7 protein-coding genes are annotated in these 12,922 nt (G+C 42.4%); 4 read left to right on the top strand and 3 right to left on the bottom strand.

Features of this window, described 5'->3' with window-relative positions; all coding sequences use genetic code 11:
* Positions 1 to 47: 47 nt before the first annotated feature.
* The 3 genes from VSA01S_RS00345 to erpA form a co-directional block, all read right to left on the bottom strand.
* Positions 48 to 3,155, bottom strand: a complete 3,108-nt coding sequence (locus tag VSA01S_RS00345; protein WP_039979333.1) for an efflux RND transporter permease subunit — start codon at positions 3,153 to 3,155, stop codon at positions 48 to 50.
* Positions 3,156 to 3,164: 9 nt separating this feature from the next.
* On the bottom strand, positions 3,165 to 4,280 hold the full coding sequence (locus VSA01S_RS00340; RefSeq protein ID WP_039979334.1) for an efflux RND transporter periplasmic adaptor subunit: 1,116 nt from the start codon (positions 4,278 to 4,280) through the stop codon (positions 3,165 to 3,167).
* A gap of 137 nt (positions 4,281 to 4,417) precedes the next feature.
* The gene (gene erpA / locus VSA01S_RS00335) at positions 4,418 to 4,759 is read right to left on the bottom strand and encodes an iron-sulfur cluster insertion protein ErpA (RefSeq protein ID WP_021710618.1); all 342 of its coding nucleotides are present in this window, start codon (positions 4,757 to 4,759) and stop codon (positions 4,418 to 4,420) included.
* A 375-nt stretch (positions 4,760 to 5,134) separates the two neighbouring features.
* On the opposite strand from erpA, the gene hemL reads away from it, so the two are divergent.
* The 4 genes from hemL to VSA01S_RS00315 all read left to right on the top strand — a co-directional run bounded on the left by hemL (position 5,135) and on the right by VSA01S_RS00315 (position 12,669).
* Positions 5,135 to 6,430: a glutamate-1-semialdehyde 2,1-aminomutase gene (gene hemL / locus VSA01S_RS00330; RefSeq protein ID WP_039979335.1), complete on the top strand. Its 1,296-nt coding sequence runs from the start codon at positions 5,135 to 5,137 to the stop codon at positions 6,428 to 6,430.
* A 354-nt stretch (positions 6,431 to 6,784) separates the two neighbouring features.
* Entirely contained in the window at positions 6,785 to 7,870 is a 1,086-nt protein-coding gene (locus VSA01S_RS00325) for an AI-2E family transporter (RefSeq protein WP_039979336.1), read from the top strand.
* A gap of 72 nt (positions 7,871 to 7,942) precedes the next feature.
* Complete coding sequence (gene rsmC / locus VSA01S_RS00320) at positions 7,943 to 8,968, top strand: 16S rRNA (guanine(1207)-N(2))-methyltransferase RsmC (RefSeq protein WP_039979337.1); 1,026 nt, start codon at positions 7,943 to 7,945, stop codon at positions 8,966 to 8,968.
* 314 nt (positions 8,969 to 9,282) lie between these two features.
* The gene (locus VSA01S_RS00315) at positions 9,283 to 12,669 is read left to right on the top strand and encodes a response regulator (protein ID WP_039979339.1); all 3,387 of its coding nucleotides are present in this window, start codon (positions 9,283 to 9,285) and stop codon (positions 12,667 to 12,669) included.
* Positions 12,670 to 12,922: the final 253 nt, after the last annotated feature.

The raw sequence follows: 12,922 nt of genomic DNA, 5'->3' as shown, positions 1-12,922 counted from the left end.
TGTCTAATCATACTAAGAGGCATACATGATGCCTCTTAGTTATTTCTTTAGTCAGCTTCAAAATGCTCGCGGCTGTGTTCTCGTCCTAACATCAATAAACATGGTGTCAAAACCAAAGTTAGTACGGTAGCAAAAGCAAGGCCACCAGCAACGGCGGTCGCTAATTGTGACCACCATTGCGTGCTCGGGGCACCAAATTCAATCTTTTGATTAATTAGATCGACGTTCATCTCCAATACCATTGGCAATAAACCCAAAATCGTGGTGACGGTCGTGAGCAATACTGGTCTTAAACGCTGTACTCCAGTACGAAGAATCGCTTCTTGCTTGTCTAAACCTCGTCGGCGCATCTGATTATAAGTATCGATCAACACAATATTATTGTTCACAACGATACCTGCTAGCGCAATCACACCAATCCCAGACATAATGATGCCAAACGGTTTTTGAAAGATCAGTAACCCGGCAAACACACCAACCGTAGAAAATAGAACCGCACTTAAAATCAAAAAAGCTTGGTAAAAACTGTTGAATTGAGTAATCAGGATCAACGCCATGACGCCAAGAGCAATGAGAAATGCTTGTTGTAGAAATGCCGACGAGTTTTCTTGCTCTTCGTTCTGCCCTCGAATCTTAAATTCAATTCCAGTCGGTAAATTGAGCTGCTGAATCTGCTCAGTAATTTTAGGCAATTCAAGCGCTAAATTATAACCTTCGGCCATATCAGCTTTGATATTGATGATCCTTCGACCGTCAATACGACGAATCGTGTCTTGTTTATGGTCAGGCTTAATATCAGCAAAGTTAGTAATGGGAACTAACCCACTCGGCGTTTTAACACGTAATTGATCAAAGCGACCGATATCGCGTTTGTCATGTGGGTAACGAACTAATATGTCCACTTCTTCATCAGCATCATCAGGTAAATAATCACCAATCTTTAAGCCGTTGGTCACAAACTGAACGGTATTGCCAACCAAGGTTGCATCTGCGGAAAATCGAGAGGCATCATCACGACGAATATCAATATGCCAATCAATACCCTCTTTGTTAGTGGTATCACTTAGGTTGGTTAAAGCTGGGTTTTTATCTGCCCAATAACGCAGCAGTTTTGCCGCCTCATCTAACTGGTTGATGCTGGAATTTTGAGCAGAAACTTCTATCACTAAATCATGCTCAACAGGAGGGCCTGCGTCTGGGAATTTATATTCAATTTCGACACCAGAAAACTGATCAGTGACTTTTTTCAATTCTTCAATAATGTCTTTTATCTTACGGCGCTCTTGCCAATCAACAGGGGTTATTTGAATTTGACCAATTTCGTCACTGCCCCCAGTCCGTGTATAGACACTTTCAAACTCATCATGCCCTAACATCACCGCTTCAATATCTTTCATCACGATATCTTTTTCGTTAATCGATAGATCACCGTATGAACGAACTTTTACAGTAAAGTTTGGTGGTTCCACTTCAGGAAAAAACTCGACACCAAGCCCGGCTTTACTGTAGGTAAACCCAACGCCTCCTGCCAGTATAAAGGCACAACACAATACTTTTAGGGGGTGCTGTATCGCTACCGATAAAGTTCGATAATAAAACTTGGTGATTCCTGTTGCCTTATCGAACTTACCGTTATGCAGATCAACCGCTTCTTGCCGTTGTGTCGCCCTCATCGCTTGCGGTTTGCCAATTAAACTGCCGATAACAGGGACAAAAAGTAATGCCATTAACAAGGAGGCAGTGAGAGTCGCAATTAATGTTAGCGGCAAGTATTTCATAAACTCACCGGTGATATCTGGCCAAAACAAAAGTGGCGCGAAAGCCGCGAGTGTCGTTGCGGTGGAAGCGGTTATCGGCCACGCCATTCGTTTCGCAGCATCACGGTATGCTTCTTTGCGCGCCACACCTTCTTGCATTCGTCGGTCAGCAAATTCGGTGACAACAATGGCCCCATCCACCAGCATTCCCACAGCCATAATAAGAGCGAAAAGAACCACAATATTAATCGTCAGCCCAAATACCGACAGCACCAATAATCCAGTAAGAAATGAACCGGGAATTGAAATACCAACAAGCCATGCTGTACGAACACCTAAAATTGCAATAATAACGATCACAACCAGAATAATCGCGGACAAGATGTTATTCTGGAGATCCGTCAGCATCTGTTTAACATCATCGGATTGATCCCAAGTATATCGTACTTGAAGATTAGATGGCCATTCTTGCCTACTTTGAGCCTCTTTAAGCACAAATTTGACCAAATCAACCGTGTCGATAATATTTTCTCCAGCACGCTTTTTGATATCCAAAATAACGGCTGTTTCTCCATTTAAACGAGCAAAACTCTCTGGATCACGAAATGAACGGCGCACTGTTGCCACATCAGCAAATGTTACGACCTCTTTACCATTCACTTTAATTGGTAGCTCTAAAACATCCTTCAAAGAGTCAAATACTGAGGGAACTTTCACTGAGAAACGCCCATAGCCTGTGTCAACAAAACCTGCAGCAACAACCCGGTTGTTTAGAGCAATAAGGTTGTAAATGTCCGCTTGATCTAAGCCATAGCTTTCCATTAATAGTGGATCGACAATAATTTCTACAATATCGTCACGGTCACCAGCAATATCGACTTCCAACACCTGCCGATAGCTTTCCAGCTTATCGCGAAGAGCACGAGCGATCTGTACCGTCGTTCGCTCTGGTGTTGTTCCGTATAACACCACGGTTAATACTGGCTCTTCAGAAGCAAGTGTTACCTCATTAACCGTAGGCTCATCACTGTCTTCTGGTAATTGGGGTTTTGCTAAATTTACCGCATCACGCACGTCTGCCATTGCTGAAGTGAGATCGGCGCCTACGATGAATTCTAAAGTGACCGAGGCATGGCCTTCCGATGCCACTGAGGTCATTTCTTTGACACCTTCAATCGAACGCAACTCTTGCTCTAGCGGCCGGACAAGAAGCCTTTCTGCATCCGTAGGGGATATCCCTTGGTGCCCGACAGACACATAAATAATAGGGATAGTAATGTCTGGACTAGACTCCTTGGGAATAGTGATATAAGTGACCACACCAGCGACAAGGATCATAACTAGCAAAGTCAGCATCGTCCGAACACGAGATAAGGCCGCATCAATTAACGTATACATAATGTTCCCTTACTGAGTATTCACCGTTATCGTGCTCTCATGATTTGCTTTTGTTGCTGCAACAATATTGCCATCTCGAGCAAATCCCTGCCCCAAAACAATAATATCCACTTGCTCACCTAAGCCCGCTAGCCATACCCCATCTTTTTCTGCTTTCACCAGTTGAATAGGGACAAAATGAACACGGCCATCACGTAACGTCTTTATCCCTAAGTTTCCTTGTTTGTCCAGCGCTAACATCGCCGCTGTTACTTTAATTGCTGAGATCTGATCAAGTTCTAACACCACTTCAGCACTCATTCCAGCTGGTGTAGTACTATTAGGGTTATCAATTTCAATTTCGATTGGAAAGGTGTTCGTTGCAGGAGAAGAAATACGGCTCATATAACGGATGTTACCTTGATGTTGTACCTGATCAATCGTACGAACATCCGCATGTTGACCTGGACGAAGAGACTGAATATGACGTTCACTGACATCCGCTTCAATCACTAATTTATCAAGGTCAATAACAGTCGCTATTGAATCGCCAACAGCAACAAAATCACCAACTTCGACAAATTTATCATCCAATATGCCATTAAAAGGTGCTTTAATTGTGGTATTACCTAGCGCGGTTTGCACATTGGTTAAATTAGCACGAGCATCAATCAAAGCTGCCTCTGCTGTTGCAAAGGCTACTTCACCTTGCAAGCCTCGTTTTCTCAAGGATTGAGCCGCTTTAAATTCTTTCTCTTTAACACTTAATAGACTTTGTGCACGTTTGAGCTGACTGTCTAAATCACGCTCATCAATCTTGGCGATCACTTGCCCTTTTTTAACCCCTTGCCCTTTCTTCACATCTAAGCGAATAACTTTACCTGCGATTTCCGCTGCCAATTTGACTTGTCGATTAGGTGCCGTACGGCCGTAGAGCTCGATCGTTTTATGAGTAGGCTGAGCCTTAAACGTGTCGTAAACCACTTTGGCCACCGGGAGTGAGTCAGACGAAGTAGCAACAGACGATGAAGGTTCTTCGGCTTGAAGCTGACCTAAAGACAACCATGCTACGAGTCCAATGATAAAAACGAGAGAAGCCAGCCAAGGCCGTTCAGCGAAGTGCTGCCGAAGAGAAGCGATAGACATACAAAATCCTTTTGCATTATGAGGCCGATGATTCTATGGCCGAGTGTACCTTGTTTAAATAAGACGCATGCAGGTAATAAAAATGCCCGTCTAGATGCAAATAGGGCAACCTTTGTTGGTTGCCCTATTTGATTTAGTTACACACTGAAAGAGGCACCGCAGCCACAGGTCGTGGTAGCATTTGGGTTGTTAACAAAGAATCTAGCCCCTTCAAGGCCTTCTGTATAATCAACCACGCCACCAATAAGGTATTGCAGGCTCATTGGATCTATCACCAAGGTAACGCCACTGTTCTCAATTGTAGTATCACCTTCATTGACATTCTCATCAAAGGTAAAACCATATTGAAAGCCACTGCATCCACCACCTGTTATGTAGACACGTAATTTTAGTTCTGGGTTTTCTTCCTCTTCAATCAACGTTTTAACGCGTAATGCTGCGGCATCAGAAAAAGACAATGGTACATTTACTTCGCTCACGAAAGACCTCTCACTCGTGTCATGCGTCCGCCTCAAGGCAAAACGTCAAATTTATCCTAATTAACTCGATTATCTAATACCTGACTTGTTCGTTCAAGTATTCACCTATGATTCTTTGCTCGCTCAGCATATTTTTATATCAAGTTCTCACGATGAAAAGCCAAATATTTAGTTGTCTGAGATAATGATATATACCCAAGTGGTCTTGGGAACGCTTGGGTATATAACAAGATAAATTAACCAAAACGTTTCTAACTATGATTTTGCTAGGTACAATACGCACACCTAACTTACCTCAAACCGTTAGGTAGATGCCCAAATGGTTGCAAAATACTTGGGTACAAACAAGTTTGAACAATAAAAAGAGGATCCCCCATGACCAAATCATCCGAGCTATACCAAAAAGCTCAGCAAACCATTCCTGGTGGCGTCAACTCACCAGTTCGTGCTTTTAATGGAGTGGGTGGCTCTCCACTATTTATTGAACGTGCCGATGGTGCCTTAATTTTTGATGCCGATGGTAAAGCCTATATCGACTATGTTGGCTCTTGGGGTCCCATGATCCTTGGCCACAACCATGCAGTGATCCGTGAAGCTGTGATTGATGCCGCTCAACGTGGTCTCAGCTTTGGCGCACCAACAGAAATGGAAATCGCCATGGCTGAACTTGTTTCAGAGTTAGTCCCTTCTATGGAACAAATTCGCATGGTCAGCTCTGGTACTGAAGCTACTATGAGTGCAATACGTCTAGCTCGTGGCTTTACGGGTCGCGACAAGATCATGAAATTTGAAGGCTGCTACCATGGCCATGCTGATAGCTTACTCGTCAAAGCAGGTTCCGGTGCGTTAACCCTAGGTCAACCAAGTTCACCAGGTGTCCCTGCTGATTTTGCTAAGCATACTCTAACAGCAACATTTAACGATCTAGATTCAGTACGTGAGCTATTTGCAGCAAACAAAGGTGAAATCGCATGTATTATCGTTGAACCAGTAGCGGGCAATATGAACTGTATCCCTCCAGTAGAAGGTTTCCACGAAGGTCTGCGCGAAATCTGTGACAAAGAAGGCGCACTACTGATTTTTGATGAAGTTATGACTGGCTTCCGTGTGGCTCTGGGTGGCGCACAAGCACACTACAACATCAAACCAGACCTCACAACGCTAGGTAAAGTAATCGGTGGCGGTATGCCTGTGGGTGCTTTCGGTGGCCGTAAAGAAGTCATGCAATACGTTGCGCCAACAGGTCCAGTTTACCAAGCAGGGACACTTTCAGGTAATCCTGTAGCAATGGCAGCGGGCTTTGCATGTTTGAACCTTCTTAAACAGGAAGGTAATGGAAAACGTCTTGCAGCTAAAACAAAACAGCTTGCCGAAGGCTTCAAAGTTCTTGCTGAAAAGCACGGAATACCAATGGTAGTAAACCAAGTTGGCGGTATGTTCGGCTTCTTCTTTACTGACCAAGAAGCCATCACTTGCTACGAAGACGTGGCCAAGTGTGACATCGAGCGCTTCAAACGTTTCTTCCACCTAATGCTTAATCATGGTGTCTACCTTGCCCCATCAGCATTCGAAGCAAGTTTCACGTCTCTGGCTCATGGTTCAAAAGAGATCGACGCAACACTAGAAGCCGCCGATCGCTGTTTCGCTATGCTCGCTGAAGAAGCAAAATAAGCTTTTTGCTTGACTACCAAAAGCCAAAAAGGACCTTTAGGGTCCTTTTTATCGTTTGAACTATGTTTGCCAATGAAAAATCACGATAATGGCGAGTACACCAATAACAATACCAAACCATGGTATACGTTTGGCTTTGCTTTGACCTTGGCATTTTTTATCATCGTTACAACAGCCCATTTTTCTATCTCTTGATTGATAACAACCTAATTTATAGCCATTATAACAAGGTCAGTTGCTCCTTCCCAATTCAGCTTTATCATAGGCTTGAAAAAGTCGTTGGTGCAAAGTCATTACGATTTGACGCTGTGATATCAGCGTACATCTCAATCATCCGTAAGTTGGATTCATCGCATGCAAAATAATCTAAAAATCAATTCAAGCCACCGTATCCTTGTCGCGGCATTGCTCGGTGCAGGCCTAGCTTGTTATTTCTTGGTAGAACCTTACATCAACTCTATCGTCATGGCATTTATTCTCTCTCTCCTTATGTTCCCTATTCATGGTTGGATAGAACAAAAGTTACCAAGGCATAAAAATGTGGTTTCATTACTGTCTTGTATTGTACTCACCTTTATTATTGTGATCCCACTACTCTTCGTCTTTGCGGCTTTAGTTCAACAAGGCTCGGTTTTTTCACAAAACACCTATAAATGGGTTGCCAGTGGCGGTATTCAAGATGTTTTTCAACACCCTTGGGTTGTCAAAGGGTTAGCATTCATCAACGAATACCTCCCATTTGATAAAATTGAACCCAAAGAAATTGCAGAAAAGATCGGCCAGTTCGCAACAACATTTGGAACAAACCTTGTTACTATCAGTGCAAAAATTCTGGGTGACGCTACGAACTTCTTGATGGACTTTTTCTTAATGTTGTTCGTGTTATTCTTTTTATTACGCGATCACGATAAGATCATTTCAGCTGTTCGACACATCTTGCCTCTTTCACGCAGCCAAGAGGACAAAATTCTTACAGAAATAGAACAAGTCTCAAAGTCAGCAGTAATGGGCTCATTTTTAACCGCCATTGCACAAGGTTTTGCTGGTGGGTTCGGCATGTGGGTTGCTGGCTTTCCTGGCTTATTTTGGGGTACGATGATCGGCTTTGCTTCTTTCATTCCAGTGGTTGGGACTGCTTTGATTTGGATCCCAGCGGCGACTTACTTATTCCTTACTGGTGACACTACTTGGGCAATTTTCCTGACGATTTGGAGTATTGTCGTGGTCGGCTCAATCGATAATTTACTCCGCCCACTTTTAATGCAAAACGGGGCAGGAATGAACACGTTAATGATCTTTTTTTCGCTCTTAGGCGGAATTCATTTATTCGGCTTGATCGGCTTAATCTACGGGCCTTTGATCTTTGCTATCACTATGGTGCTGTTTAATATCTACGAAGAAGAATTTAAAGACTTCCTTGATGAACAAGACAACAGCTAAGTATCTCCCTCTTCATGCTTGGGCCAGATTATGAGAAAATCAGGCTCAAATGATTTCTGATGAACCAAATTTATGTCTGCTTACATTGCTCCAAGCCAAATAGCTCAACGCCAAATCGAGTACTTTAAATGCAAACACGTATTAGTTGCCGGTGAAGTGGAAGATTTATTCCCTATCGAATTAGCAAACCACTGTGAGTCGGTTGAGATCTTTACATCCAATTACAGCTATTATCGTCAAGTCCGTGACATTGAATCGATTAAAAGCCACTTTGGCTCACAATTCGATGTTCCAACGCAAGCGGACATGCTCTTACTTTATTGGCCAAAAGCGAAAGCAGAAGCCGAGTATTTGCTTGCGATGTTAATGGCGAAACTTGGTGTCGGCACAGAAATCGTCATCGTGGGTGAAAACCGCTCAGGAATAAAAAGCGTTGAAAAAATGTTTACCCCCTACGGTATAGTCAAAAAGTATGACTCTGCTCGGCGCTGTTCATTCTACTGGGGAAACTGTCTCAACGAAACTCAACCATTTATACAAGCCGATTGGTTCAAATCTTATAACATCACACTTGGTGAGCAATCTCTTACCGTTAAAAGTCTTCCTGGCGTTTTTAGCCACGGTGAATTCGATCTTGGTAGTCGCTTACTGTTAGAAACACTCCCGACTCTATCGGGTAAAGTACTTGATTTTGGCTGTGGCGCAGGAGTACTTGGGGCTTTTATGGCTAAAGCCAACCCAGATATAAGTATTGAAATGTGTGATATCAATGCCTATGCAATCACTTCCAGCCAAGAAACACTCATCGCAAATGGCCTATCTGGACATGTTTTCGCTTCAGATATCTATTCTGATACCAGTAATGATTACCGCTTTATTATTAGTAACCCGCCTTTTCATAGTGGCTTAGACACAAATTACAATGCAGCAGAAACACTACTGGGGCAAGCTCCAAACTATATGACAAGAGAAGGAGAGCTCATCATTGTGGCGAATAGCTTCTTGCAATATCCTCCGATCATTGAACGAGCCTTCAAACAATGTGACACTCTAAACAAAACCAATAAATTTGCTATTTATTACGCCCAAAAAGCCTAATAAGACGAACTAGCGTTAATAATGCGATCTAGTATTAATTAAGCAATCCAACATTAACAAAGCAGCCTAGGATTAATAAAATCTCACGTCAGTAAAACAACTTAGCGATAAACAACTTGGTTGAGCAAACGCTCAACCATCTGTCATTCGATAAAAACTGCGTCATTCACCACGCTTTGCAACCAACTTTCTTGTCAAAGAAAAAAAACTCGTTAATTTTGTCAATTCTATCTGGTTTAACTTCTGTCTATTTTGACGAGAGTCTTACCAATACCTCTTTTAGACATCAGCCTTTATGAGTTGTAATCTTATCCATGTTTAAGTTTTATAAAAATCAGAAATTTAAGCGTTTACAAAGCACTTTAATGTCCGCATTTTTAGTGCTTAGTATTACGCCTCTGACCATCATTGCGATTTTTTTCCTTCATTCTCACAGCCAAGACTTGCAAGAGCAAAGTACATCACATTTATTATCAGTTCGAGATACAAAACAGCAACAGATCCTTGATTACCTGACTGCTAAAGAAACTGAAGTAATGGGTTTTGTTCGCTCAGAGTTAGCTTATGCAAGTGGTGGGCGCTTCTACGGCCTTGTAAACGCCTTTAGTCAGTTGGGGAAAAACATAGATGAAGCAAGAAGTAATGCTCAACAGAGGTATATAACAAATAGTGGCGATCAAGTTAAAACATCCATTCTCCCTGAATCGGGTAATTACCTAGGCAGCGAACGCTACCGATTACTTCATAAGCGCTATCATCGAGCTTATTTAGAGTTACTCAAACGTTCTGATTTCACCGACATTCTATTAGTTGATCTGAATGGTAATGTAGCCTACTCAGCGAATAAAAGTGATGACTATGGTACTAATCTACTGACAGGTCATCACAAAGATAATGTATTAGGGCAGACGTTTAAACGCCTAACTGAAGATGTGGTAAAAAAGCGCAAAGTAAATGAAGACTACACTCCTGTGGTATTTTCAGATTTTACCCAAAAAAACGGCGAGTCCGTGGCTTGGATGGGAGCACCAATCATCCAGCAAGGCTACCTTCACAGCTACGCTATGTTTCGTCTACCGAATAACGGCATCACCAAACTCATTGCTGACAACAAATATAACGTATCTATTGAAGCTTTATTAGTCAGTGATGAACGTCATTCGATAACGAGTAATATTCAACACAAAGACGTTGCTAATAGCAGTAAGATTATCGAACAATCATTCTCAGGCAATGTTGATGTTTTGACTTATAGCAACGAACAAAAAGAAGAGATGATCGCCGCCTTTACTCCAATAAAAACTCACGGCGTAACTTGGGCTCTTATTATTCAACTTCCTGAAAAAGAGGCATTTTCACGTGTCCATCAACTACAAAAACTGTTTGTTATTGCCATGGTGGTCGCTATTTTACTGGTCATTATTGCTTCACATTACTTATCAAACTTCATTACTGCTCCACTGTTACAGCTAACATGGGAAGCAGAAAAAGTCTCTAATGGCGAGCTTGATGATGCGAATTTTAATACAGATCGAAAAGATGAAATAGGCCGTCTTGCCCATAGTTTTCAGCGTATGCAACGCTCTATCAGAGAAAAAATTCAAACCATAAAGCAGCAGAATGAAGAGTTGGAAAGCAACCTCACTCTCATCAAAAAACAAAACGAAGATCTGCAACTGGCGAATAAGCTAAAAGATGAGTTTTTGGCCACCACTTCCCATGAGCTGAGAACGCCACTGCACGGCATGATCGGTATTGCCGAGACGCTGGTGTCTGGCGCTAATGGCGTGTTACCAAAGCATCAGCAATACCAACTTGATATCATCATAAAAAGCGGTCAACGCTTAGCTAACTTGGTCGACGACTTATTGGATTATCATAAAATGCGTTATGGCAATATGGAAATTCAGAAGTCTGCCGTTAGCCTGGCGAGTGCGACACGTTTAGTGCTTGAGTTATCGAATCATTTGCTGGGCAACAAAACCATTCGAATCATCAATCAAGTCCCCGCTGATTTACCTCCCGTTTCAGCCGATCCGCAACGATTAGAACAAGTTTTATATAACTTAATTGGTAATGCGATCAAATACACACCGGAAGGGAAAGTGGTCATTTCCGCGACCGTGGTTGATGAACAAATTCGTGTACAAGTGGTTGATACAGGGCAAGGTATACCTGCAGAGGCCCTAGAACATATTTTCGAACCACTTATTCAAGCCAGTCATGATACTGGTCGCTATCGTCAGGGAGCAGGGTTAGGGCTTTCTATCAGCCGACAGTTAATTGAGCTTATGGACGGTTCACTCTATGTCAGCAGCCAGCCCATGGTAGGGACAACCTTTAGTTTTACTTTGCCACGAGCGAGTGAAGATGAGATTCAAGCAACACGACATTTAGACCAATATGATCATTTCCAAGCTCCTGAGGTCTATTTAGAAACTGCTCAACCATTAACGTTACCTGAATCTTCAGATGGACCATTGCTTTATATTGCGGATGATGAGCCGGTCAACTTACGAGTTTTGGAGAGCTTTCTTCGCATTGAAGGCTACAGGATCAGAACCGCTTGCGATGGACCCGATATCATCGAATTAGTCGAAAAAGAGAAACCCGATCTACTCCTGCTTGATGTGATGATGCCTGGCATGAGTGGCTATGAGGTTTGCAGTCAATTACGTAATATGTATGACCACGCCGAGCTACCTATAATTATGTTAACGGCACTCAGCCAAACAGAAGAGCGCTTAAAAGGCTTTGAAGCAGGAGCAAATGATTATCTGTCAAAACCCTTTAGCAAACATGAATTAGCAGCGCGCATTCAAGCTCATTTAACCGCCAGTAAAGCAGAGATGCGCCATGTTGAAAATCAACTGTTAGAATCGGAGTTGCGTAAACGCGCAGAAGTGGAAGCAAGCTTACTTGAAACCCAAGGGCGTTTGCTGGAACAACTTGAGTCGGCTCCAGAAGCGATCATCTGCTTACGTGAAGACCATCGTATTCGTTTTGCTAACGAAGCCGCATGCAAACTGTTTAAACGCAATCTGGAACAATTGAAACGTTCATCTGCAGATGAGCTTATTGCGCCAAAATACTTAACCGTTACTCAATCCCATTATTGCGGCAATATTGATATTTACATTGAAGATATCCGCCAATGTATTGAAGCTGATATTCTTAAATTGCCTGAAGAGTCGGGCTTGGATGTTATGTACATCTTTAATATAGGTGGTGGCATTAATGCAACCCGAATCCATAATTTAGAAACCGCTGTTGAAGTATTATCATGCTACGCCTTCGACGGAGACAAAGAGCAGTTACAAAAGCTCAAGGAACTGGGGGGGGAATTCACCCGCCTGGCTGATAAAGCACTGGGTAGCAAAAAAGACAAACAAGAACTTTTACGAGAAATTCTCGTCGACACAATTACACATGCTTTGGCTTATTGGGAATCAAGTACTGGAGAGAGCAAATTTGCTTTTGCCGAACAAAGTGGCCTTTGGCGAGTCTATCTTGACCGAAGCACACTGCAAACTCGGACACTGGACAAATACATGCGCCTAGAGACCTTACCTAAAACACCACGTTGGCGAACGGTGCTTAGTTCGATTGAGTTTATCCTTGAACATTGCAAAGAGCAAAGCCCTGAACGAAGCTATATTGAAGCACAAAAGAATAAGTTACAAAGATTGCTCACCAATTAAACCTTTGTAAAAACCACTCGAATTTCAAACCACCAGCCCTGCCATACGGTAGGGCTTTGTTTTCACCAATGCCTACCTAATTGACATCAAGATATTTAATTCAGATTATGAATATTGACACCAATATAAATACAGTATTTTGAAATCAATAAACTATCACTACCAAACCCACACTAACTATTGATAGAGATTGCGAAGCCAATCACAACAGAACGACATATTGAATATAAACATGTTAATCCTTGTAGAATAT

Origin of the sequence: Vibrio sagamiensis NBRC 104589 (assembly GCF_007990935.1) — a bacterium.
GTDB lineage: Bacteria > Pseudomonadota > Gammaproteobacteria > Enterobacterales > Vibrionaceae > Vibrio > Vibrio sagamiensis.
The sequence above is the reverse complement of the archived record's forward strand: the minus strand, read 5'-3'. Positions and strand labels throughout refer to the sequence as shown.

What these genes read in the sequence shown, in the direction of transcription:
- VSA01S_RS00325 (WP_039979336.1), top strand. Translation starts at nt 6,785, where the DNA reads ATGCAAAATAATCTAAAAATCAATTCAAGCCACCGTATCCTTGTCGCG.
- hemL (WP_039979335.1), top strand. Translation starts at nt 5,135, where the DNA reads ATGACCAAATCATCCGAGCTATACCAAAAAGCTCAGCAAACCATTCCT.
- VSA01S_RS00345 (WP_039979333.1), bottom strand. Translation starts at nt 3,155, where the DNA reads ATGTATACGTTAATTGATGCGGCCTTATCTCGTGTTCGGACGATGCTG.
- VSA01S_RS00315 (WP_039979339.1), top strand. Translation starts at nt 9,283, where the DNA reads ATGTTTAAGTTTTATAAAAATCAGAAATTTAAGCGTTTACAAAGCACT.
- VSA01S_RS00340 (WP_039979334.1), bottom strand. Translation starts at nt 4,280, where the DNA reads ATGTCTATCGCTTCTCTTCGGCAGCACTTCGCTGAACGGCCTTGGCTG.
- rsmC (WP_039979337.1), top strand. Translation starts at nt 7,943, where the DNA reads ATGTCTGCTTACATTGCTCCAAGCCAAATAGCTCAACGCCAAATCGAG.